The sequence below is a fragment of the Microbispora sp. KK1-11 genome (genome assembly GCF_006874435.1).
GTDB lineage: Bacteria > Actinomycetota > Actinomycetes > Streptosporangiales > Streptosporangiaceae > Microbispora > Microbispora catharanthi.
Genome location: NZ_VIRJ01000025.1, coordinates 87,385 through 109,909 on the forward strand (window position 1 = coordinate 87,385; position 22,525 = coordinate 109,909).

19 protein-coding genes are annotated in these 22,525 nt (G+C 71.6%); 5 read left to right on the plus strand and 14 right to left on the minus strand.

What is annotated here, in order from left to right; translation table 11 throughout:
- Positions 1-42: 42 nt before the first annotated feature.
- The 8 genes from FLW16_RS29945 to FLW16_RS29980 all read right to left on the minus strand — a co-directional run bounded on the left by FLW16_RS29945 (position 43) and on the right by FLW16_RS29980 (position 8,270).
- Entirely contained in the window at positions 43-1,257 is a 1,215-nt protein-coding gene (locus FLW16_RS29945; protein ID WP_221891351.1) for a hypothetical protein, read from the minus strand.
- A gap of 463 nt (positions 1,258-1,720) precedes the next feature.
- Positions 1,721-2,662: a ribokinase gene (locus FLW16_RS29950; RefSeq protein WP_142563485.1), complete on the minus strand. Its 942-nt coding sequence runs from the start codon at positions 2,660-2,662 to the stop codon at positions 1,721-1,723.
- A 41-nt stretch (positions 2,663-2,703) separates the two neighbouring features.
- Positions 2,704-3,645 (minus strand): nucleoside hydrolase, encoded by a 942-nt coding sequence (locus FLW16_RS29955; protein ID WP_142563486.1) that lies wholly within the window; start codon positions 3,643-3,645, stop codon positions 2,704-2,706.
- A 1-nt stretch (position 3,646) separates the two neighbouring features.
- Positions 3,647-4,396 carry a glutamine amidotransferase gene (locus FLW16_RS29960; RefSeq protein WP_142563487.1) on the minus strand — a complete coding sequence of 250 codons (750 nt, stop codon included), beginning with the start codon at positions 4,394-4,396 and terminating at the stop codon, positions 3,647-3,649.
- 31 nt (positions 4,397-4,427) lie between these two features.
- The gene (locus FLW16_RS29965) at positions 4,428-5,486 is read right to left on the minus strand and encodes a phosphotriesterase (protein ID WP_142563488.1); all 1,059 of its coding nucleotides are present in this window, start codon (positions 5,484-5,486) and stop codon (positions 4,428-4,430) included.
- Positions 5,483-6,496, minus strand: coding sequence for an ABC transporter permease (locus FLW16_RS29970; protein ID WP_142563489.1), 1,014 nt, complete (start codon positions 6,494-6,496; stop codon positions 5,483-5,485). Before FLW16_RS29970 ends, FLW16_RS29965 begins: the two co-directional genes overlap by 4 nt.
- The gene (locus FLW16_RS29975) at positions 6,493-7,272 is read right to left on the minus strand and encodes an ATP-binding cassette domain-containing protein (RefSeq protein WP_142563490.1); all 780 of its coding nucleotides are present in this window, start codon (positions 7,270-7,272) and stop codon (positions 6,493-6,495) included. Before FLW16_RS29975 ends, FLW16_RS29970 begins: the two co-directional genes overlap by 4 nt.
- 17 nt (positions 7,273-7,289) lie before the next feature.
- A complete protein-coding gene (locus tag FLW16_RS29980; protein WP_142563491.1) occupies positions 7,290-8,270 on the minus strand; it encodes a substrate-binding domain-containing protein in 981 nt (326 codons plus the stop codon).
- 201 nt (positions 8,271-8,471) lie between these two features.
- On the opposite strand from FLW16_RS29980, the gene FLW16_RS29985 reads away from it, so the two are divergent.
- The 4 genes from FLW16_RS29985 (at position 8,472) to FLW16_RS30000 (ending at position 12,634) form a co-directional block, all read left to right on the plus strand.
- A complete protein-coding gene (locus tag FLW16_RS29985) occupies positions 8,472-9,488 on the plus strand; it encodes a LacI family DNA-binding transcriptional regulator (RefSeq protein ID WP_142563492.1) in 1,017 nt (338 codons plus the stop codon).
- Between the two features lie 19 nt (positions 9,489-9,507).
- Positions 9,508-10,596, plus strand: a complete 1,089-nt coding sequence (locus FLW16_RS29990) for a M20 family metallopeptidase (protein WP_142563493.1) — start codon at positions 9,508-9,510, stop codon at positions 10,594-10,596.
- Positions 10,597-10,730: 134 nt separating this feature from the next.
- Complete coding sequence (locus FLW16_RS29995; RefSeq protein ID WP_142563535.1) at positions 10,731-11,912, plus strand: cytochrome P450; 1,182 nt, start codon at positions 10,731-10,733, stop codon at positions 11,910-11,912.
- A 449-nt stretch (positions 11,913-12,361) separates the two neighbouring features.
- Positions 12,362-12,634: a GlsB/YeaQ/YmgE family stress response membrane protein gene (locus tag FLW16_RS30000; protein WP_142563536.1), complete on the plus strand. Its 273-nt coding sequence runs from the start codon at positions 12,362-12,364 to the stop codon at positions 12,632-12,634.
- 78 nt (positions 12,635-12,712) lie between these two features.
- Here the strand turns inward: FLW16_RS30000 and FLW16_RS30005 are convergent, their stop codons facing one another.
- Genes FLW16_RS30005 through FLW16_RS30025 form a run of 5 tightly spaced genes read right to left on the minus strand, consistent with a single transcriptional unit; the run spans position 12,713 to position 17,710 of the window.
- On the minus strand, positions 12,713-13,600 hold the full coding sequence (locus FLW16_RS30005) for an N-acetylglucosamine kinase (protein WP_142563494.1): 888 nt from the start codon (positions 13,598-13,600) through the stop codon (positions 12,713-12,715).
- A complete protein-coding gene (locus FLW16_RS30010; RefSeq protein ID WP_221891352.1) occupies positions 13,597-14,598 on the minus strand; it encodes an SIS domain-containing protein in 1,002 nt (333 codons plus the stop codon). The genes FLW16_RS30005 and FLW16_RS30010 overlap by 4 nt, the downstream gene beginning before the upstream one ends.
- A 23-nt stretch (positions 14,599-14,621) precedes the next feature.
- Complete coding sequence (locus FLW16_RS30015; protein ID WP_221891353.1) at positions 14,622-15,467, minus strand: carbohydrate ABC transporter permease; 846 nt, start codon at positions 15,465-15,467, stop codon at positions 14,622-14,624.
- Positions 15,464-16,411, minus strand: coding sequence for a carbohydrate ABC transporter permease (locus FLW16_RS30020; RefSeq protein ID WP_221891354.1), 948 nt, complete (start codon positions 16,409-16,411; stop codon positions 15,464-15,466). The genes FLW16_RS30015 and FLW16_RS30020 overlap by 4 nt, the downstream gene beginning before the upstream one ends.
- Positions 16,412-16,414: 3 nt before the next feature.
- A complete protein-coding gene (locus FLW16_RS30025; protein WP_142563495.1) occupies positions 16,415-17,710 on the minus strand; it encodes a sugar ABC transporter substrate-binding protein in 1,296 nt (431 codons plus the stop codon).
- A 105-nt stretch (positions 17,711-17,815) separates the two neighbouring features.
- Between FLW16_RS30025 and FLW16_RS30030 the strand changes: the two genes are divergently transcribed.
- Positions 17,816-18,958, plus strand: a complete 1,143-nt coding sequence (locus FLW16_RS30030; protein ID WP_142563496.1) for an ROK family transcriptional regulator — start codon at positions 17,816-17,818, stop codon at positions 18,956-18,958.
- A 93-nt stretch (positions 18,959-19,051) separates the two neighbouring features.
- Here FLW16_RS30030 and FLW16_RS30035 read toward each other — a convergent pair whose 3' ends face one another.
- Entirely contained in the window at positions 19,052-22,408 is a 3,357-nt protein-coding gene (locus tag FLW16_RS30035) for a glycosyl hydrolase family 95 catalytic domain-containing protein (RefSeq protein ID WP_142563497.1), read from the minus strand.
- Positions 22,409-22,525: the final 117 nt, after the last annotated feature.

Genomic DNA, 22,525 nt, shown 5'->3' on the forward strand with positions numbered 1-22,525 from the left:
GGTTCGGCATCCGATGGAGCGTCCTGCGAAGGAGTCAGCGGGTCACCGGAAGATGCCGGTGTGGCCGAGGGAGTAGCGGCCCGGCTGCGGATACACGCACAGGCCGTGCGGCCCGGCGCCGACGGGGATGGTCCGGACGACCCTGCCGTCCCGGGTGTCGAAGACGTAGACGACGCCGTGGTAGCGGCCGCTGAGCCACAGCTTGGTGCCGTCGGCCGACACGCCGCCCATGTCGGGCGAGCCGCCCCCGGGGATCCGCCAGACGTCCACCACCTTCCGCTTCCGGAACGACACGACCGACACCGACCCCTCGCCCCGGTTGGACACGTACAGACGGCGCGAGTCCCGGCTCACGTACAGGCCGTGCGCGCCCCGGCCGGTCGGCAGGAACCGCATGACCTTGTACGTCGCCGCGTCCACCAGCCACACCCCGTGCCGTTCCATGTCGGCGACGTAGAAGACGGTGCCGTCGGGCGACAGCTTCACGTCCTGTGGCATGCTCATGTGGCCCAGGTGGATGTGCCGGATCACGCTCGGCGTGCGCCAGTCGAGCACGACCAGGTCGCCGCTGAACTCGCAGCTCGCGAGGAACACCGAGCCGTCGGCGGTGAAGTCGCCGTGGTTGATGCCCCGGCACGGCAGCGACAGCGAGCGCAGCAGCTTCATGCTGTGCGGGTCGCGCAGGTCGAGCTGGTTGTTGCGCTCCGCCATGACCAGCGCGTACGTGCCGTCCGGCGAGAAGTACAGGTTGTAGGGATCCTCCACGGGCACCGGGCGGCCCGGCCTGCCCGTGCGGGGGTCGATGGGGGTCAGGGAGTTGCCCCGGTTGTTGTTCACCCACAGCGTCTTGAGGTCCCAGGACGGCACGACGTGCTGCGGCAGCGCCCCCACCGTGAAGTGCCGCACGATCCGGTAGGTCTCCGGGTCGATGACGTCGACCGTGCCGCTCTCGCTGTTGGGCACGTACACGAGGGAGCGGAAGCCCTTGACGACGGGGCTGAGCATCCCCGGCCGGTCGGCCGCGTAGACGTCGACCTGACCCCGGCTCCGCGCCTGGAGCGACGCGGCCGCGTCCGGTGACGGCGGAACGGACGCCGGCCGGGTACTCGTGACCCGCGACGGCGCGGCCGCCGGTGGCTCGGCACGCGGTCGCTCGGCACGCGGCGCGGACGGCTGCGCCGCACAACCGGCCAGGGCGAACCCTCCGAGCATCATCAGCACCACGGTCACGGCACCGGTTCCACGCGCTCGTCCCACGCCTGCCCCTTCGTCGCGGCGGGCTGCGGCCCGGCCGGCCCCCGTACGGTCACGACGACCGGCCGCGTACGCGCGCGGGAGCGGCGCGGTGCGACGGGTCGGCGAGACGCTAACGCCCGCCGAGGGTGCTCCGAGGGCGGCTTTGCCGGCTCTTGCACGCGTGCTTCACGCGCTCTTGCGCGTCTGCTTCTGCGCGCTCCCGCGCGATCGCTTTTGCGCGCTCTCGCGCGACCCCTTCTCCGTCGCCGACGCCGGCCGCCCCGCACTCACGCTCGCGGAACGCCGGCCCGCGCCCGGCCCCGGGCATGTACGACAGGGCGGGAGAGGACGTACGCGGCCCCGGCCGGCGCCGCCGTCAGAGCGGCGGCCCACCACCAACGCGATCTCCACGACACGTGGCGACACGGTAGCGGCCCCGCCGGCAGCGGACACCTGCCGCCGCCGGCTCCCGGGACCGGGCGCCTCAGCGAGCGGCTCCCTGCGCCACGGCGTCGAGCAGTGCGTCCACCGCCTTCCGGTCGGGCAGCGAGGGGCTGGCGCCGGGCAGGGTGGTCGCCAGGGCTCCGGCGGCCATCCCCCGGCGGATGGCCGTCGCGGTGTCGAGGCCGGCCGCGAGGGCCGCGCCGAGGGAGCCGGTGAAGGCGTCGCCCGCCGCGGTGGTGTCCACGGGGGTGACGGGATAGGCAGGGAAGTGCCGGGTGCCCTCGGGGGTGACCGACAGGGCGCCGGCCGATCCGAGCGTGATGAGCGCGTGCCGCACGCCGCGGTCGAGGAACCAGGCCGCGGCCCGCTCGGCGGACGCGACGTCGACGACCTCCACCCCGGTCAGCGCGGCGGCCTCGCTCTCGTTGGGGGTGACGACGGCGACGTGCGGCCAGACGCGGTCGGGCAGCGGCTGCGCGGGCGCGGGGTCGAGCACCACGGTCAGCCCGGCCCGCGCGCCTGCCTCGGCCGCGTGACAGGCGACCTCGGCGGGGATCTCGAGCTGGAGGAGAAGCACGCTCGCCTTGCCGCGCACGGCCCGGATGCTCTCGTCCACCATCTCGGCGCTGAGGTCGGCGTTGGCGAGAGGAGTCATCACGATGTCGTTCTCGCCCGACGCGTCCACCCTGATGTGCGCGACGCCGGTGCGGTTGCCGACGGAGCGGACCTCCGTCAGCGCCACGCCGTGGGAGCGCAGCGCCGACGAGACGATCTCGCCGAACGGATCGGTGCCGACGCAGCCGACCAGCCAGGTGGGCGCTCCCGCGCGGGCGGCGGCGACCGCCTGGTTCGCGCCCTTCCCGCCCAGGACCAAGGTGACGTCGTCGCCGAGAACGGTCTCTCCCCGGCGCGGGAGGCGGCGGGTGAAGGCGGTGACATCCGCGGAGATGCTCCCGACGACGACGACACCTTTCGGTTCCATGGCGTTTCTCCTGTTTCAGGCTGTCAGTGCTACGGCGATGCTCAGGAGGCCCGGCCGAGCGTCTCGATCGCGCCGATCATGAGATCCCAGAACCGGTCGCGGTCCAGTCCGATCCCGACGTTCGCGTTGGGCTCCCAGTCCATGCGGTGGTGGAGGTCGGCCACGGTCGCTCCCCGGGTGTGCGGGCCGTCCAGCTCGATCCGCAGGCCCACCCGCTCGTACGTCAGGACCGTGGGATCGATGAGGTAGGCCACCGTGATCGGGTCGTGCAGCGGCGGAGCGGGGAACCCCCAGGTCTCGTGATAGGTCGAGCCGAAGAACGTGAGCAGTTCCACGCAGACGCGGGCGAGCGGGGTGCCGAGCCCTTCGATCCTGGCGAGCACGTCGGCGGTCACCAGCGCCTGGTGGCTGACGTTGAGCCCGACCCACGTCGTCGGCACGCCGCTGCCGAGCACCTCCGCCGCCGCCTCCGGATCGGCGTACACGTTGAACTCCGCGTACGGCGTGTGGTTGCCGCGATCGGTGGAGCCACCCATGATCACGACTTCCCTGATCCGCTCGCGGTCCTCCGGATGACGGCGGAGCAGCGTGGCGATGTTCGTCAGCGGGCCGATGGCCACCACGGTCACCGGCTCGGCGGCGGCCGCCAGCGTGTCGTGGATGAGGCCCACGCCGTGGCGGGGGTCGAGCGGGACGCTGGGCTCCCCGAACGCCGGGCCGTCCAGGCCGCTCTCCCCGTGCACGTAGTCGCCGATCTCCAGCGGCGCCGCGAGCGGGCGGTCGCAGCCGGCGGCGACCGGCACGTCGCTGACGCCGGCCAGGCTCAGCATCCGCCGCGCGTTGAGCGCGGTCTTCTCCACCGTCTGGTTCCCCGCGACCGTCGCGACCGCGCGCAGGTCGATCGCCGGGTTGGCCACCGCGAGCAGGATGGCCATGGCGTCGTCGTGCCCGGGGTCGCAGTCGAGGATCACCGGGATCGGCATGTCAGAGCTCCTTCGCGAGCCAGAGGACCGCCCGCGTGAACAGGGTGCGGTAGCCGTCCCAGGAGACGAACTCGTCCGGGCACCAGTGCGGGGCGATGTCGGAGGCCCAGGCGAGAGTGCGCCCGGCCCCGGCCTGCCGTACGGCGAGCAGGGGGTCGCCGGCGACGGTCGCGAGCAGCGTGGCGTCCTCGGGCACCGCGAACCGGTTGTATCCGAGCAGGTCGGGCCACTGGGCGGGAAGTCCGGCCACGATGGGGTGCGCGTCGTCGGCGAGCAGGCCGGGCACGCCCTGCGGGGTCTCGACACGGTCGTCGTAGCGGGAGATCCGGGCGGGGAGCACCCGCTCGACCGCCGTGCCTGCGAAGGCGGCCTTCGCCTCGAAGCCCTGGAAGCTCAGGTAGCCGCCGGCCATGGCGAGGCCCCCGCCCTGCTCCACCCAGTCGGCCAGCAGGTCGATACGGTTGACGGTCTTCTCGCTGGACAGCCAGGTGGCCGGGTGCAGCAGGATGCTGTTGGCCCCGATGTCGGACAGCACGATCACGTCGTAGGCGGCCAGCGCCTCGGACGTGCCGGGGAACAACGCGGGCACGTCGTGCGCGGGCAGGTGGTCGACCTCGATGCCGTCGGCGACCAGGACGTCCCGCAGCGGATCGATTCCGGTGTGGTAGGTGGTCGTCGTGAACGAGTCGAAGCCCTTGAAGTGGGTCGACTGGCTCACCCACGATTCGCCGGCGACCAGCACGCGGGTCATGGAAATCGTCTCCTTCTGTTCGTGTGTGTGATCAGTGGCCGCGCGCGGCGGCGAGGAAGAGCTCGCGCGGGTTGTCCGCGAGCAGCCGGGTGGTGTCGCCGGCGGTCAGCCCGTGCCGGTGCAGGCGCGGGACGAAGTGCGTGAGGATGTGGGCGTAGCCGGTGCCGCCGTAGCGGACGAGCATGGTCTTCAGGAACACGTCCTGGGAGAGCAGGACATGGTCCCCGAGCCCGGCGCGGACCAGCCACGCCACCGCGGCGGCGTTCTCCTCGTCGCACGGGGACTGGCCCTCGCCCGGATAGAGGTAGTCCATGCCGCACATGTCGTAGCCGAGGTAGGCGCCGCGCAGGGCGAGGGACACCTGGTAGTCGCGGTCCGCCCCGCTGGGGTTCAGGTGCGAGAGCACGGTGCCGGCGAGCAGACCGCCCTCCTCGGCTATGACGTCGAGCACGCGGTGGCCGTGCCGCACCCAGCCGGGGAGGTGGACCGAGAGCGGCACGCCGGTGCGGGCCTGCGCCCGGGCCGCGCCGCGCAGCACCTTCTCCTCCTCCGCGGTGAAGTCCGGCGAGACGCCGATCTCGCCGATCACGCCGGAGCGGACGCCGTCCACGCCTTCGGTCAGGTCGCGCTCGATCTCGTCGGCGACGTCCGCCGCGGTCATCGAGCGGACCCGGGCCGGATGGGTCTTCTCCAGGTAGAAACCGCAGCCCATGACGACGTTCAGCCCGGTGGCGCGGGCGATCGCGACCAGCTCGGCGGGCGCCCGCCCGATCCCCTCGGGGGTCACCTCGAGCAGCGTGCGCCCGCCGCGCTCGGCGAACCTGCGCACCTCCTCGATCGCGGTCCCCGTGTCGTCCAGCGACACGTTGTCGCGGGAGAGGTACGGGTCGTTGCGGAGCCTGCCGAGGAACTCCATCCGCAGGGGGTCGCGGGCGATCAGCTCGCCCTCGGCGTCGCCCTCCGGCGCGGGGTGCCAGGCGCGGGCGCCGTCGTTGCGCAGATGCTCGTGGCAGAGCGTGATCCCGAGGTCGTCTGCGGACACCGGGCCGAGCACGGTCGTCACGGCCGGAGTCCGGGCTGCGGACGTCATTTCCGTATCGCTCCGAACTTCGCCCACACCTTGCTGTTGGCGAAGATGGCCAGCAGCAGGATGCCGCCCTGGACGATCTGCACGTAGAACGGCGAGACGTGCAGCAGCACCAGGCCGTTGGCGATCACGCCGAGCGTGAGCGCGCCGAGGATCGTGCCGAGCATGCTCGCCCGGCCGCCGAAGAGGCTGGTGCCGCCGAGCACGACGGCCGTGATGACCTCCAGCTCGAAGCCGGTGCCGGCGTTGGACGAGCCGGAGCTGAGGCGGGTGGCGATCAGCACGCCCGCGATCGCCGCCGCCAGGCCGGTGAGCACGTAGACGGTCAGCCCGACCTTCCGCGTGTTCACACCGGTGCGGCGCAGCGACTCGCCGTTGGAGCCGAGGCCGATGACGTAACGGCCGAACGGCGTCCGGGTGAGGACGAGCCAGCCGACGAGCGCGACGATCACGGCGAGGATGGCCGGGACGGGCACCCCGGCGATGCGGCCCTGACCGATCTGGACGATCCAGAGGTCTCCGTCGATGGGGGTCGAGTAGCCCTCGGTGGCCCGCAGCGCCGTACCCCGCATGATCGACAGCATCGCGAGCGTGACGATGAACGGCGGGATGTTCTGGTAGGAGGAGAACCACCCGTTCACGAACCCGATCAGCGCGCCGAGCGCGAGGATCGCGACCAGGGCGAGGGTGGGGTTCCACCCGTGCTGCAGCACGATCGCGAGCAGCGACCCGGACAGCGCGACCGTGGAGCCGACCGACAGGTCGATGCCCGAGGTGCTGATCACGAAGGTCATCGCGGTCGCGACGACCAGCGTGGGGGCGATCTGCCGCAACAGGTTGAGTATGTTGCCCGTCGTGGCGAACCGGTCGGCGGAGAACGCGAAGAAGATGAGCAGGACCACCAGCACGACCGCGATCGCGATCGTCTGCGCGTGCCGGCCGATGTGGGCGTTGGCCCGGGCCGACCTGGTTGTGACGACCCGCTGGCTGGTCCCGGTCCCGGTGGCGGTCACCGTCGCCTCCCCTCCTTGTCTCCCTCGTCGTGGGCGACGATCTCGGACACGAGCCGTTCGAGGCTCGTGTTCTGGGCGTCCAGGTCGGCCCTGAGCGTGCCCTCGTACATGACGCACAGCCGGTCGCAGACCCGGAAGAGGTCCTGCAGACGGTGCGTGATGAGGATGACCGAGACGCCCTGGGCCGAGACCGTCTTGATCAGTTCGAGGACGGTCTCGACCTCGGCGACGGCGAGCGCCGCCGTCGGCTCGTCGAGGATGAGCAGCTTGGGCCCGAAGGTCACCGCCCTGGCGATGGCGACCGCCTGCCGCTGGCCGCCGGACAGCCCTCCGACGGGGATGTCGGTCAGCGGGATCCGGATGTTCAGCGCGTCCAGGTGGCGCCGGGCGTCCGCGTGCATCTTGCGTACGTCGAGCATCATCCCGCCGGCCTTGCGCGGCTCCCTGCCGAGGAACAGGTTCCCGGCCACGTCGATGTCGTCGCAGAGCGCGAGGTCCTGGTAGACCATCTCGATGCCCAGTTCGCGGGCGTCCTTCGGGCTGGCGAAGGCGACCGGCCGGCCGTCGAAGACGATCTCGCCGGAGTCCGGCACGACGGCGCCGGCCAGCACCTTCATGAGGGTGGACTTGCCGGCCGCGTTGTCGCCGACGAGCCCCACCACCTCTCCAGGGCCGACGCGCAGTGTCACGCCGCGCAGCGCGTCGACCATTCCGTAGCGCTTGCGGATGTCGCGCATGACCACTCGATCAACGCGACCCGCCTCTTGGTCCGTCATGCGAGTCCCTTCGCCGCTCACTTGAAGGTGGCGCGGTACGGGTCGACGTTGTCCTTGGTCACGATCGTCACGGGCACGTCGATCTTCTTCTTCGCCTGGGCGCCGCCGACCAGGGCCTTGGCCTCCTTGACGGCCTCGTAGCCCTCGGTCTTCGGGTCCTGCTGGACCACCCCGGCGACGAACCCCTCGTCGATGCCGCTGATGGCCTCCTTGGTCAGGTCCCAGCCGAAGACCTTGACCCGGTCGCCCGCGTTCTGCGACTTCACCGCGGCGACCGTGCCGAGCAGGGCCGGCTCGCCGGTGGCGTACACGATGTTCATGTCGGACCGGGAGGTGAGCAGGTTCTCCGCGGCCGTCATCGCGGCCTCCTGCTTGTTCTGCCCGTCGACGGTCTGCACGATCTTCGCGCCGGCGCCCTCGACGGTCTTGTTGAAGTCGTCCTTGCGGATGTTCTGGATGAAGGAGTTCAGCGCGCCCACCACGCCGATCTTCGGCGCGGTCAGGCCCTGCGCCTGGGCCCACTTGTTGACGAAGTCGCCCGCCTGCTGGGCCGCCGCCGCGTTGTCCACGCCCACCTGGGTGTCCACGGCGGGCGAGTCGACGATGGCGTCCACCGCGACGACCTTCAGCCCGGCGTCCTTGGCGATCTTCACGGCGGGCTTGATGCCCTCCACGTCGATGGCGACCACGATGACCGCGTCGAACTGCTGCTGGACGAAGTTGTCGATGGCCTCGTTCTGCTTGGCCGGGTCGTCGTTGGCGTTGAAGATCGTGAGGTCGACGTTCGCCTCCTTCGCCGCCTGCTGGGCGCCGGCGTTCATCTCGTTGAAGAAGATCGCCTGCTGGTTGATCTGAACGATTCCGACCCGCGGCCGGTCTCCGCCGGAGCCTCCGGAGGCGCCGGAGTCGTCCGAGCCGCCACAGGCCGCCGCCAGCAGGCCGGTGGCCAGGATCGTCGTCGCCGCTGTCAGGCGGGTGAGTCTCGTGGATCGAGCCATGAGATGAGCCTTTCGGGGGGCCGGGAGGGATGAGATCGATTGGGTAATCGATTACCCGAGTTTCGGGCATGCTAGTGGGACCAAAAAAGCACCGTCAAGGTGCAGTTTCCTCACAGAACCTCTATCGTTCCGTGTGATCCTGGAGTCACAAAGGTCGGCAAGGTCGATCGTTGGCAAAGATCAAGGGAAATCGATTACACGATGGGCGTGACGATTCACGACGTGGCACGCGCGGCCGGCGTCTCCGTGGCCTCGGCCTCCCGTGCTCTCTCGGGGCGGCGCAAGGTCACGCCCGAGGTGGCCGAGCGGGTGGCGCGCGCCGCCGCCGAACTCGGTTATCAGCCGAACGCGGTCGCCAAGGCGCTGCGCGACCAGACCACCGGCACCATCGGCATGGTCGTCCCGGGCATCGGCAACCCGTTCTTCACCACGATCGTCGAGGCCGTGGAGCGCGAGCTGCAGAACTCCGGCACCGACCTGCTGCTGTGCGCGTCCCAGTACAGTCCGCAGGTCGAGGCGCGCAGGCTGGAGACCCTGCTGGCCCGGCGCGTGGACGGGCTGATCATCAGCCCGTGCGACATCGAGGCCAGCGTACCCGCGGTGCTCGACGCGGCCCGCCGGGTGCCGCTGGTGCAGGTCGACCGCTACATCGAGGGCGGCGGGGCCGACTGGGTGGGCGTGGACGACGAGGCCGGGCTGGCCCTCGCGGTCGAGCACGTGATCGCGGGCGGGGCCCGCTCGGTGGTCTTCGCGGGCAGCCGCCTGGAGAGCTCCTCAGCCCGGCTGCGGCTCAGCGGGTTCGAACGCACCGCGGCGCGGGCCGGTGTGGAGGTCCTGCCACCGCTGCTGGGCGAGTTCACCCTCGAATGGGGCGTCGAGGCCGGGCGCAGGCTGCTGGACGCCGGACGGCTGCCGGACGCGGTCGTCTGCGCGAACGACGAGATCGCCGTGGGCCTGGTGCGGTCGCTGCGGTTCGGCGGGGCGCGCGTCCCCGAGGACGTGGCCGTGGTGGGGTTCGACGACGTGGGACACGCGACGATGTGCGACCCGCCGCTCAGCACCGTGCGCCAGCCGGTGGAGGAGATGGCGGCGGAGGCCGTGCGCCTGCTCGGCCAGGTCAAGGCCGGCGACCCCCGGCCCGCGCAGCGCATCGCCATCGCTCCCAGGCTCGTCGTACGGCAGACCAGCCGGCCGGTGGCGGCCGGCGTCGCGGAGTAAGTGAGGGAAAGGAGACCGCGTGAACGAGGCGGTCGAGCTGGCACGCGAGCTGATCAGGATCGACTCGGTGGGCGGGGGCGAGGCCGCGGTGGCCGAACCCCTCGCGAGACGGCTGTCGGACGCCGGTTTCGCGGTGCGCACGCACGAGCACGCGCCCGGCCGCACCGGGCTGGTCGCCCGCTGGGGAACGGGCGAACCGGTGACGCTGACCGGGCATCTCGACACGGTGCCGCTGGGCGGGCAGGCATGGCGGCACGCGCCGCACGGCGCGGAGATCGACGGCGATCGCCTGTACGGGCGTGGTTCGAGCGACATGAAGGCCGGCGTCGCCGCGCTGGTGGTCGCCGCCGAGCGGCACGTGCGCCGCACCGGGCCGAAGGCCGCCCTGGAGATGGTCTTCACCGTGGGCGAGGAGACCGGCTGCGAGGGCGCGGCCGGCATGGTGGCCGCGGGCCTGGTGGGCAGGTCGCGCGCCCTGCTGGTGGCCGAGCCGACCGCCAACCGGGTGCTGCTCGGTCACAAGGGCGCGCTCTGGCTGGAGGCCACGACACGGGGCACGACTGCCCACGGCTCGATGCCGCACCTGGGCGACAACGCGATCTACAAGCTCGCCCGCGTGATCGGCGCCGTCGAGGCGTTCGACCCCGGGGTGCCGGACCATCCCTGGCTCGGCCGGTCCACGGTGAACGTGGGGACGGTGCGCGGCGGGATCAACGTGAACTCCGTGCCCGACCTGGCCGCAGCGACCATCGACCTGCGCACCGTCGCGGGCCAGGACCACGGACGGCTCCGCGAGCGGTTGCAGGCCGCGCTCGGCGACGAGGCGACCCTCGGCGTGCTCGTGGACCTGCCCGCGATCTGGACGGAGCCGGACGACCCCTTCGTCCGTGCCCTGGTCGAGGCGGGGGCGGGCGCGCCCGGCGACCGCCCGGCGGCCAGCTACTTCACCGACGCCTCGGTCCTCGCCGCCGCCTGTGGCGGGGCGCCCACGGTGGTCTGCGGGCCGGGCGAGCCCGAGCAGGCGCACGTCACCGACGAGTACTGCCTGGTCCACCGGATCGAGGAGGCCGTCGAGATCTACACCGCCGCCCTCGGGGGGTTCGCCTGATCACGTGAGCGGCCCGGCGACGTGGCCGACACAGTCGTGTCACGGCCGTCCATGGCGCACACCGGACAGTTATGGTCGATTGTGGCAAGGTGATCATCAGGCTGCCGGTGACCCGAGGAGGTCGCGTGCGCGACATGTCCCCACCCCTGCACATACGACGGGACGGATTCCATCCCGCCCCGGAGCTCTCCGCGCTGCGGAACGACGAGGGGGTGGCCCGGATCCGCACCGTGTTCGGCACCGACGCCTGGCTGGTCACCAGGTTCGAGGACGTCCGCACGGTGCTGAGCCATCCCGAGCTGTACAGCAACGCGCTCGTGCCTCCGCTCCGGCCGCCCGGCGCGCCGCCGCCCAGCAAGGAGGAGGCCGCCGAGATGCGCGCGGGCAACCTGCTCGGCTCCGACCCTCCCGAGCACACCCGGCTGCGCCGGATGCTCACGGCTGAGTTCACCGTCCGCCGTATGCGCCGGCTGGAGCCCAGAGTCCGGCAGATCGTCGACGACCATTTGGACGCCATGGAGCGCGGCGGGCCGCCCGCCGATCTGGTGACGGACTTCGCCCTCCCGGTTCCCTCCCTGGTGATCTGCGAGCTACTGGGCGTGCCGTACGCCGACCGGGCCGGCTTCCAGGGGACGTCCAAGCGGATCCTCGACGTGTCCCTGTCTCCGGACGAACGCGCGGCCGCGGCGTCGGAGGCCCGGGCGTACATCGCAGGCCTGATCAAGACGGTCAGGAACGACCCCGGTGAGGACCTGCTCGGGATGCTCGTACGCGAGCACGGCGACGAGTTGAGCGACGCCGAACTCGCCGGCATCGGCAGCCTGCTCCTGCTCGCCGGGCACGAGACCACGGCCAACATGCTGTCCCTGGGCACACTCGCCCTGCTGCGGCACCCCGACCAGCTCACGCTGCTGCGCGACGAGCCTGACCGCGTGGACGCCGCCGTCGAGGAACTGCTGCGGTGGCTGAGCATCGTGCACTCAGGAACAGCCAAGATCACCACGGCCGAGGTCCGGCTGGGCGATCGGACCCTCGGCCCCGGCGAGACCGTCATCTGCTCCCTTCCCGCCGCCAACCGCGACCCGGGGCTGGTCCCCAACCCGGACGACCTGGACATCCGCCGGGATGTCATCGGCCACGTCGCGTTCGGACACGGCATCCATCATTGTCTCGGCGCTCCCCTCGCCCGCATGGAGATGCGCATCGCGTTCCCCGCCCTGCTGCGCAGGTTCCCCGGCCTGCGACTGGCGGGCGAGCCCCTGTTCCGCTCCTACACCGTCGTACACGGCCTGACCACGATGCCGATCACCTGGTAGGCGTCCCGCTCACCGCCGGGCACCCGGCCCTCCGGCGTTCGACGCCGAGGGCCGGCTCTCAGGACATGGTGATGCGACCGACTCGGCTCTTCCTGGGAACGGTGTCCCTCCTCGTCCTGGGCACCACACTGGCGTTCGGAACGGCGACCCCCGCCGGGACCGCCGTCGCCCGCACGGTGACCTACAGCGCCGGCGACTGGGCGGCCGGCTCCGGCCGGGGCGGCTTCACCTTCGCGAGCACCGGGCAGAAGGTGACCGAGGGCTGGTCGGCGACCTGGCCGCAGAGCGGGCAGAGCGTCACGGCCGCTACGGCTACCAGAAGGCCCTGGAGATCCGGCCGGTGTGAGCTGGACGAAAACGGCGGAGAGCGACGCGCTATCGATTCGTTATGTATCGAAGCGGACCCGAAGGGCACAAGCTGGGACAGTCAACCATGGGAGCGTGAAGTAATGGCCGTATCAGGCATCATTTCCGCCATAATCATCGGGCTCATCATCGGCGCACTTGGCCGGCTTGTCGTCCCTGGACGTCAGAGCATCCCGATCTGGCTGACCATCGTGATCGGCATCGTCGCCGCCCTCATCGGCACGGCGATCGCCGGAGCCCTGGGAGTCGCCGACACACGCGGCATCGACTGGATCGAACTGATCATCCAGGTGGTTCTCGCCGCGGTCGGAGTCATCCTGACCGCCAGCCTGTACGGCAGGCGCCGCCTCGACTAGACGATCCGTGCTTCTGCCCTGGCGGCCCCGGTCCGGCGTCTCCGGACTGGGGCCGCTTGCGTGTGACCGGAACAGGCATCACCCGCGCGGAGCGGCGAGGAGCTCCCGGGCCAGCCGCACCGCGCCGTCCACCGGGTCGGCGTCGAGCAGCATGACGGGGAGGTCCGGGTGGCTCCTGCCCAGCGCGTCCGCCAGGGCGGTGAACAGCCGGGGTTGCGTGGTGAGCACCCCGCCGGCCGCGACCACCGCGGTGGCCGAGGCCCCACGGGAGACGAGCGTCTCGACCAGCTTCGCCAGCGCCCGTCCCCCCTCCTCGACGACCCGCAGCGCGACGCCCGATCCCTGCTGCGCCGCCCGGAAGACGACGGGAGCGTGACGGCCCCACTCCTCCGCGCTGGGCGAGCGGGTCAGCGCGTGCGACAGCCCCGGCACCTCGTCCGCGTGGAAGGCCGCGAGCAGGCCCAGTGCCAGCTCGTCCGGCGGGAGGCCGGCGTCGTGCCGCAGGCAGGTGGCGCGCACGGCCTCGCGGACGAGCCCGGCGGCCGATCCCTCGTCACCGAGGGCCCATCCCCAGCCGCCGGCGAGGAGGGGCTCGCCGCCGGGGCCCGTGCCCGCGGCGACCGACCCCGTGCCGGCGATCACGCCGATCGCCCCGGGGACGCCGGCCGCGTGCGGCAGGAGGTGGGCGTCGTTGACCACCCGCACCGGGACCGCGAGCCGCGCGGTCAGCAGGTCGCGCAGCCTCCGGCACAGGGACGCGCTGTCGCATCCGTGCGCGCCCACGCCCAGGGCGTCGTACGGCACCCCCCACTCGCGCAGGTCCGACACCAGCCATTCGGCCAGGTCGTCCATGTCCGAGCCCAGGTCGCTGGGCACGACGCGGTCCGCGACGTGGCCCTCCTCCCCGGCCGCACGCCAGTGGGTCTTCGTCCCGCCCACGTCGACGCCGACGGCCATCCGGCTCATGCGGTCTCCGGGGTGAGGGCGTCCACCTTCGTGTCGTCCATCGAGAACACGAACTCGCCCACCGGAACATTCCGCGCGGCGGCCACCTTGACGACGAGCCGCTGGAGCACGACGTTCTCGACGATCGCGCGGGCCACTGGGGCGAGCCGCGGGATCTCCACGTGCGGCACCGGCGCCGCGCAGGGGCCCACGTAGAGCACCCGGTGGCCGGCCTCGGCCAGTTGCTGGGCCAGCGCGGCCTCGCGCTCGTCCCCGAGGACGATGTGCGCGGTGCGGCCGGCCGACTCCATCGGCCCGTGGAGATACTGCCGGGTCTCGTACGCGGCGGAGGGAAGCCGGCAGGCCTCCCGCAGCATCAGCGCGCCCTCCTCCGCGGCGGTCAGCGACGCCCCGGCACCGACGACGTCGGCCGCCACGCTGTCCGCGACGCCCTCCACGAGGACGTCCACGGTGGCCTCCGCCTGCTTTCCGACCTCGTCCAGGTGGTCCGCCAGCGACTGCCAGACGTCGGCGGGCCCGCCGAGCGCCCACGTGTCGGCCAGCATCCCGAGGGCGGCGAGCGTGACGGTGAAACCGGAGGTGGACACCTTGGAGTCGGGCACTGCCCCGCAGCTCAGCACCGTGCCCGCCAGTTCGGCCAGCGGAGACCCGGCGATGTTGACCACGGCCAGCCGCCGCTCCGCCTCCACCTCCCGCAGGGCGTCGATCGTCTCCGCGCTGCGTCCCGACTGGGACACCCCCGCCACCAGGTCGACGTCGGCGGCCGGGACGGACGCCGGGATCTCCCCGTATCCGGCCCTGCTCGCCCAGATGCCGTACGCGCGCAGTTGGTGCACGCAGGCCGCGAGCGCGGCGTGGCTGGCGCCCATGGCCACGAACAGCGGGCGGCGCGGCGCGGGCCAGGAGCCCGTGAGCTGCTCGCGCAGCGTGCGCACCGCGGAGGCCAGCGCCTCGGGCTGCCTGTCGAGCGCGTCGGACATGGAGATGTCGTGGGACATCGAACCTTCTCTCAAACCGAGGGTTACTTGACGGCACCCGCGGCCAGCCCGCGGGTGATGTGCTTCTGGAAGATCAGCGCGATGAGCACCGGCGGCACGGCGGCGAGCAGGCCGCCCGCGGCCATCAGGCCGAAGTCGAGGCTGTAGCGGCCGGTGAACTCGGCCAGCGCCACGGGAACCGTCTTCGACGCCGGGGACGAGGTGAAGATGAGCGCGTAGAAGAACTCGTCCCACGCCATGAGGAACGCGAGGAGTCCGGCGGAGATGAGGCCAGGACGCGCCACCGGCAGCACCACCCGGATCAGCGCGCCGACCCGGCCGCACCCGTCGATGCGGGCGGCCTCCTCGAGTTCGGCCGGCAGGGCGCGGAAGTAGCCGGACAGCAGCCACAGGACGAAGGGCGTGGTGAAGGAGCAGTAGACCACGACGAGCGAGGTCCGCGTGTCGAGCAGGCCGAGCGCGGCGCCGGTCATGTACATGGGCACCACGAGCGCCAGCGGCGGCATCATGTACGTCAGCATGAAGACGAACAGCACCAGCCTGCGCCCGGGGAACCGCAGCCGCGCGAACGCGTAGGCGCCGAGCACGCCGGTCACCAGGCTCACCGCGACGCTGCACCCGGCGACGACCAGCGAGTTGACCAGGGCCACCCGGAAGTCGCCCGCCACGCCGCCCGCCGCCTGCGTGAAGATCGCCGCGTAGCGGTCCAGCGTGGGCGAGTCCGGCCACAGGTCGGGCGGCTTGCCGAGCAGGCCGGCCTGCGGGGACACGCTGGCGAGCAGCAGCAGGGCGAACGGCCCGAGGACGACGGCGGCCAGCAGCGCGCCGCACAGGTACATCGCGGGGCGGTAGAAGCGAGAGGGTCTCACGCCGTTCCCCCCGAGTCGGTGCGGAGCATGCGCAGGTACACCAGCGACAGCACGAAGATGAACACCACGGTGAGGTAGGCGGCCGCGGAGCCGAGGCTGAACTCCTGGTTGGAGAAGGCCTTCAGGTAGGTGTAGAAGGCGATCGTGGTGGTCCCGGAGTCGGGGCCGCCCCTGGTCATGATGTAGATGATGTCGAAGACCTTGAACGCCTCGATGGTGCGCAGCACCAGGACGACCGCGATCGCCGGCTTGAGCATCGGGATCGTGATGGACAGGAACCGGCGCACCGCCCCGGCGCCGTCCATGGCCGCCGCCTCGTAGACGTCGTCGCCGATGGTCTGCATCGAGGCGAGCAGCAGGATCGCCACCAGGGGCGTGGTCTTCCAGGCGTCGACCAGCGCGACCACGAACAGCGCCTGCGTCGGGCCGCCGACCCAGTCCTTGTACGAGTCGAGCAGGCCCAGGTTCATCAGAAGGCCGTTGAGCGCGCCGTACTCGGGGTGGAGGATCCACCGCCACATGTTGGCGCTGACGATGGTGGGCAGCGCCCACGCCAGGACCACGAGACTGCGGAAGAACCACTGGCCGCGGATGCGCTGGTTGAGGAACTGCGCGAGCAGCAGGCCGGCCACGAGTTCGACCGCCGTGGAGAAGACGGTGAACACGGCGGTGCGCCACACCGTGGCCCAGAACTCGGAGTCCGACAGCAGCGCCGTGTAGTTCGACAGCCCGGAGAACGAGAAGTCGGTCTGCAGCGCCGAGGTGGCGTCGACGAGGCTGAGCACCAGCGTGCGGCCCATGGGATACAGGACGACGCCGAACACGACGATCATCGCCGGGGCCAGCAGCGCCAGGGCGAGCGGCCACTGGCGTTCGACCTTCCCCCGCCCGGCGCCGGCCGCCGGCGGCGCCGTGCTCGCGGGGCGTCGCAGTGTCAGGGACACCGGTCAGCCCCCGATGACGCGGTCGACCTTGGCCGCGGCGTCGGAGAGCGCCTGGGCCGCGGGTGTGCCGCCGACCAGGCAGGACTGCAGCCCGGCCTGGATCTCCTGGCTCACCGCGTTGTACTGCACGACCTGGGGGCGCTCGATCAGCGAGCCGTACTGGGCCTTGTCGGCCGCCACCAGCGGCGCCTGCGCCCCGCTCGTGAGCTTCGGGTCCTCGTAGGCGCTGTCCCACACCGGCAGCGACCTCTCGACGTACTGGAGCTGGTTGTCCTTCCCGCACAGGAAGGCGACGAGCTGCCACGCGGCGTCGGGGTGCTTGGAGGTCGCGGTGACCGACAGGCCCATCGACCCGTCGACCGCCGGCCCCTGACCGCCCGGCCCCTTGGGACTGATCGCGGGCTTCAGCTCTCCGACGACCTTCGACTGCTTCGGGTCGTTGGACTCGCTGTACATGTAGTCCCAGTTGAGCGCGATCGCCGCGTCGCCCTGCACGACGACCTTCTTGACGTCGTCCTCCAGGAGCTTCGTCGACGAGGGCGCGCTGAGCCCTTCGTCGAGCGTGCGCCTCATCCACTCCAGCGCCTGCAGCCCGCCCCCCTGGTGGAAGGCCGCCTTGCCCGCGTCGTCGAGGAAACGGCCGCCGAACGCGCCGAGGAGCTGCGCGTAGTCGCAGATCATCGCCTCGGCGTGCGCCCAGCTCCACACCAGCGGATGCTCGACGACCTTCTTGGCCTTCAGCGTCCTGGCGGCCTCGAGCACGCCGTCCCAGGTCGACATCGCCGTCTCGTCGACCCCGGCGTCCTTCAGCATCCGGGTGTTGTAGAAGAAGATCTTCCCGCCGGGGATCCACGGCATCCCGTACCTGCGGTCCTTGTACGTGACGGAGCCGAGCGTGCCGGGCAGGATGTCGTCCAGCCAGGCCTGTTCGTAGCGGCCGGTGACGTCGAGCAGCATGTTCTTGCTGGCCAGCTCCGCCGGCCAGATGCAGTCGATCAGCACGACGTCGTACGTGCCGGCCGGCGCCGAGATCACGATCTTGTCGTGCAGGGCCTCGTACGCGACGAAGGTCGGCTGGACCGTGATGTCCGGGTGGGCCTTCTGGAACGCCGCGAGCATGCCGCGGATGTCGTCTTCGCTGTAGCTGGCCTGCTTCATGAACAGGGCGTTCAGCGTGACGGGGCCCGAGGAGCCGCCGCTGCCGCGGGAAGGTCCGGACACGGCGCAACCGGGCAGGACCGCGGCCGCGCCGAGGACCAGCGGCAGGCTCAGGAGCCTCCGGCGTGAGATCGAGTGCATAACCAGCCTCCAGTTAGTTAGGTCATTTACCTAACGAAGTGGGCTAGGATATGTCAAGAGCAGGTCCGAAAGGATCAAGTGGAAGCGGGAGCTGCGGGGATCCGGATGACATCACTGAGCACGAGCGCACGGGCGGTGCTGGCGGAGCTCACCCGGCGCGGCCGGGCCACCCGGCCCCAGATCAGCCAGGCCCTCGGCCTGTCCAAGCCCACGGTCTCCACGGCGATGTCCGAGCTCGAGGAGCTCGGCCTCGTGCGCGAGGACGGCTCCGTCCAGGGGCACACCGGCCGGTCGGCGCTGCTGTGGCGCATCGGCGAGGGGGCCGGTCACGTGCTGGGCGTCGACGTCGGCGTCACCCGCACGCGCATCCACGCGCACGCGCTGAGCGGCGAGCGGCTGCTGGGGGTCGGCCGCGACGTCACGTCCCCGGCGTCCGGGTCCGGCACGGCGGACCTGACGGCCAGTGCCGACGCCGCGGGCGCGCTCCTGCGCGAGACGTTGCCGCAACTGGGCGGCAGCGGGCCGCTGCGGCAGATCGTCATCGCGCTGCCGACCGTCGTGACCGACAGGGACCCCGCCGCCGCCTCGCAGTCGCCCGAGGTGCACGACATGCTCAAGGCGCTGTCCCTCCCCCAGGCCCCGTTGCTCCTGGAGAACAACGTCAACTGCGCGGCCGTCGCCGAGGGGAACCTCGGCGTGGCGCGGGACGCCGCCCAGTTCGCGTACGTGCAGGCGGGTGTGCGGATAGGAGCGGCGCTGGTCATCGGCGGACGGCTGCTGCGCGGGGCGTCCGGCTGGGCCGGTGAGGTCGCCCACCTGCCCTTCCCGTGGGACGCCGGCCGGGAGCCCGTCCCCGAGGGCCTGGAGCGCTTCCTCGGAGCCGAGCACCTGTTGCTGCGTACGGCGACGGCGTGGCCTGCGTCGGAGGGAGCCCCGCCTGCGAGCGCCGAGGAGCTGTTCCAGCGGGCGGGCGAGGGCTCCCCGCCGGCGCAGCGCGCCGTGACCGAGCACGCCACGCAGGTCGGGCGGCTGATCGTCGCGGTCGTCGCGCTGCTCGATCCCGGCCTGGTGGTCCTCGGCGGCGGGGTGGGCTCCAACCCGCTCCTCGTACAGGGCGTCCAGGAGACCCTGAGCACCCTGTCCATCCCCGTCGAGATCCGCCGGAGCGGTCTGGGGGCGACGGCCACCGTCGAGGGCGCCGCCGTGCTCGCCCGGGAGCAGGCCCTGCACCGCCTGATCCACACCTGATCTCCCGCCCCCGGGCGTCCGCTGTCGCGGCGGCTGCTCGGACGCGTGAGGTGCGGCCGACCAGCCGAAGGACCGGCCGGCCGCGAGTGGCGGCTACTTGCCGGGTTCGCCGACGAAGGTCAGGTAACTGGAGTCACCACGGCCCGAGATGCCCGTATTGGGCCCCAGGACCACGCGACCTGCCGGCATCCGCTTCTCGAAGACGACGAGCGGCACGTCCTGGCGGTCGGCGGGGATCTCCCACTTCGACAGGTCGCCGGAGAAGTCGTCGTCGAAGAGCACGGCGCCTTGGGGCGAGCTGACCCTGACGCTGTCGTACTCGCCGATGTCGCTGCCGCCGAGGTTGAAGCCGACGCGTCCGCGCGCGAAGGTGTCGTCGGTCCGGTCGTCGACCAGCTTGCCGTCGACGAAGGTGCGCAGATGGTCGCCGATCGCCTCGATCCGCAGCGTGTACTCGTTCCCGGCCGCGGGCTCGATCGGGACGACCGAGCCGATGAGCGTGGAACGGCCGCCGACCACCGTGCTCATGCGCAACTGTCCGAGGCCGCCCGCGCTGCCGAGCGGGCCCCCGATGTTCCACACGTAGCCGTTGCTGCGGTCCGGGGCCCTGAACATCACGCTCGCGCCCACCTGGATCTGGCGGACCTTCACCTCGATGACCTGGTCACCCCAGTCCGCCCCGTCACGCGAGAGGGTCGCTCCGCCGCCCGAGACCCGCAGCCGGCCGCCGTCGACGATCTCGGCCCGGCGCAGGAACTCGCGCTTGCCGACGGTCATATCGGTCCGTGTGAAGCCCTGGTCCCGCAGCCAGGACGGCCACCACGTACCCTCGCCCCGCCCGTCGAAGGCTACGTACACCGGTGCGGGCCTGGCCAGGTCGAGCGTCAGATAGCCGGCCGGGGTGTTGCGGGACGCGTCGCCGTTGGCTCCCCTGACCAGGGTCGATCCGGCGAGCGCGGGCGGGAGCGACGTGATCTGGTCGCTGCGGTCGACGTACGCCGAGACGCCCTTCTCCGCCGTCACGAGTGGGCGGAGCTTGTCGGGCGCGACGACGGACACGTCGTCGCTGCGGATCTGCGGCGTGGTGCGCGGGACGCCGAGGGTCTGGGCGCCGAGGCGCTTGACCGCGCTCGCCTGCCTGCCCTGGACCTGCTGGAAGCTGAAGGAGCCGTGCGGCCGGCCGGCCCGCTCCAGCACGTACGACTTCCCGGCCTCGACCCGCGCCGAGACGACGGCGTCGCGGGTGGGAGCCACCACGGGCCGGCCTCCGGACGTGCCGTCCTCGACGAACCGCACCGGCGTCCCCGGCCAGGGATTCTTGATCTTCAACCTCTCCGTCGATCCGGCCTGGATGCCGACCAGTGTCGGCGTGCCCCGGCTCACCTGGGTGCTGATCCGGTGGCCGCCGGCGATCACGACGGTCCCGTCGACGGTCCAGTCGTCCGGCAGCGCGGTCGCGATCCGCACCGTCCCGTCGCCGGCCTGGACGAGCGCGTCCTGGAGGGCGTTGGCCACCACGGCGTTCCATGAGCTGTACATGTTGTGGATCGACGCGGGGTCGTCGTTGCGGCCGTGCCCGGAGAAGCCGTTCGGGAACTTCTGCAGGTCCGCGGTGCCCTGGATGAGCAGCCGCTTCATGTCGGCGGCGCGACCGAGGTCGGCGGCCCAGATCGGCGACTCGTCCCACTCCCGGGTGAGCGGGAAGACCCGTTCGGCGAAGGTGTCCTGCATGACCGTGGAGTCCGGGCCCGCCAAACCCCAGGGGCTGAGCGGCTCCATGTCCGTGTTCTGGGTGTTTTTCGCCGGTTCGTTCGTGGCGGACCAGGCGTAGACCTTCTTGCCGTCGCGCGTGGTGGTGGGCAGCTCCGGCAGCTTCTTCACCGCCGCACGCAGCCGGCCGGCCAGGTCGCCGTCGCCGCGGGCGTCGGCGAGGTCGGCGATGACCGGGAACATGACCTTCATGCCCGCGAGGTCGGGCATGGGGTCCGTGGTGTCCCACTGGGTCTCGAACGAGTTGGCGTGTTCGAGGTGCAGGAGCCCGTCGTCACCCTCCTTGAGCAGGGAGAGGTAGAACCTCGCGACCTCGCTCATCAGGGGGTAACCCTGGTCCAGGACGGAGGCCTCGCCCGTGAACCGGTACTGGCGCCACAGGTCGTGCGCCACTTCGAGACCGCCGGTGAGGATCCTGTTCGTCCACGCAGGCGCGGCGCCGCCGACGCACCCGTCCGGTGTGCCGTCGAAGCGCAGCAGCTCGGGCACGCACACGCCGTCGGCGCCCGGCCAGTGGCTCGCGGTCCATGCCTTCATCTGTGGAAGGTGGGAGGTGTAGAGGTTGAGGTACGGCGCGTTGAAGCCTGCGGTCCCCGCCCCGTAGTTGGCGTCGACCTGCTGACGCAGGTTGAAATGGAACCAGGTCGACGGCGAGACCGATGTGTCCTGCCAGGGGTAGAGCATGTTGGCGGCGCCCGCCTGGCCCGTCGGCAGCTCGCCTCGCTGCGTCGCCGCCGTCGTGTAGAGCTGCTGGGCGCGAAGAGCCTCGAAGTATTCGCCGGTGCCGTCCGGGGATGTGATCCTCATCGGCGCGGCCTGCTTCCAGAAGCCGTGCCACCAGCTCAGGTGTGCCGCGTCGACCCGGTCCTGGGTCGCGCCCTCCACCGCCTGGCGGCCGGCCTCGCCTACGTCACCACCGGTGTACGCGGGGACCCCCACGACGATGCGATAACTGCCGTCGGCGCGTGGCTTGAAGGTCAGCCGGACCGTGTTCGCGTCGACCACCGCGGCGCTCACGTCGCGGGCGTCGGCGGTGACGGCGGCCACGGCCCCGGTCGTCTCGCCGGACATGGAATCGGTGAAGGTCTCCGCCAGCGCGCCGATCCCGCCCTCGGCATAGGTGGCGGGGTTGCGTCCGTCCCAGAGGTCGAGGTCGGCGGTCTGCTCCTTCCCGGGCTTGGCCCCGGTGACCTCCAGCACGAGCTGGTCGCGGTCGGCGCGGACGAAGGTGCGCGCCGTCATGCCCCTCCCGCTCTGCTCCAGCACGGCGTCGGCCAGGTTGAGCCGCCCCCGGTAGTCGGGCGCACCGGCGAGTTCGAAGAGCCCGGGTACGACGAGCCGGCCGGCGGACTTCAGGTCCGGAAACGTGTCGTTGCGGTTCAGCTGCGCGGTGAAGCCGTCCTGCGACCACACGGCGGCACCGAGGTGGCCGTTTCCCAGGGGCATGCTCTGGTAGTCGCGCCAGGCCGGGCCCTCGAGCACCAGGTCGGAGCGCGACACCACGGCGGCGGTGTCCACCTGGAACGCCCCGTCTCGCCACGCTGACGTGGCCGTCCGGGCCGCCGTCGCCGTCCGCGGCATGGCCGGGGCCGCTGATGCGATGCCCCAGGCGGGAGGGGCGGTCGCCACGGCCGTCGTCACGGCGACCGCAACCGCAATCGTGCTCAACGCCTTGCCCATTGGGCATCATCCTCACAGTCAAACGTTTGACTAGTTGACGTCATGCGCGACATGATTGTCGATCAATCGTTTGACTGCAAGAGCTGCCTCTGCGACCTCGATCATGAGGCCAATTCG

Excerpts from the sequence above, each read along its gene's own strand:
- FLW16_RS29950 (WP_142563485.1), bottom strand. The coding sequence starts at position 2,662 with ATGGAACCGAAAGGTGTCGTCGTCGTCGGGAGCATCTCCGCGGATGTC.
- FLW16_RS29955 (WP_142563486.1), bottom strand. The coding sequence starts at position 3,645 with ATGCCGATCCCGGTGATCCTCGACTGCGACCCCGGGCACGACGACGCC.
- FLW16_RS29960 (WP_142563487.1), bottom strand. The coding sequence starts at position 4,396 with ATGACCCGCGTGCTGGTCGCCGGCGAATCGTGGGTGAGCCAGTCGACC.
- FLW16_RS29965 (WP_142563488.1), bottom strand. The coding sequence starts at position 5,486 with ATGACGTCCGCAGCCCGGACTCCGGCCGTGACGACCGTGCTCGGCCCG.
- FLW16_RS29975 (WP_142563490.1), bottom strand. The coding sequence starts at position 7,272 with ATGACGGACCAAGAGGCGGGTCGCGTTGATCGAGTGGTCATGCGCGAC.
- FLW16_RS29980 (WP_142563491.1), bottom strand. The coding sequence starts at position 8,270 with ATGGCTCGATCCACGAGACTCACCCGCCTGACAGCGGCGACGACGATC.
- FLW16_RS29985 (WP_142563492.1), top strand. The coding sequence starts at position 8,472 with ATGGGCGTGACGATTCACGACGTGGCACGCGCGGCCGGCGTCTCCGTG.
- FLW16_RS29995 (WP_142563535.1), top strand. The coding sequence starts at position 10,731 with ATGTCCCCACCCCTGCACATACGACGGGACGGATTCCATCCCGCCCCG.
- FLW16_RS30000 (WP_142563536.1), top strand. The coding sequence starts at position 12,362 with ATGGCCGTATCAGGCATCATTTCCGCCATAATCATCGGGCTCATCATC.
- FLW16_RS30005 (WP_142563494.1), bottom strand. The coding sequence starts at position 13,600 with ATGAGCCGGATGGCCGTCGGCGTCGACGTGGGCGGGACGAAGACCCAC.
- FLW16_RS30010 (WP_221891352.1), bottom strand. The coding sequence starts at position 14,598 with ATGTCCCACGACATCTCCATGTCCGACGCGCTCGACAGGCAGCCCGAG.
- FLW16_RS30025 (WP_142563495.1), bottom strand. The coding sequence starts at position 17,710 with ATGCACTCGATCTCACGCCGGAGGCTCCTGAGCCTGCCGCTGGTCCTC.
- FLW16_RS30030 (WP_142563496.1), top strand. The coding sequence starts at position 17,816 with ATGACATCACTGAGCACGAGCGCACGGGCGGTGCTGGCGGAGCTCACC.
- FLW16_RS30035 (WP_142563497.1), bottom strand. The coding sequence starts at position 22,408 with ATGGGCAAGGCGTTGAGCACGATTGCGGTTGCGGTCGCCGTGACGACG.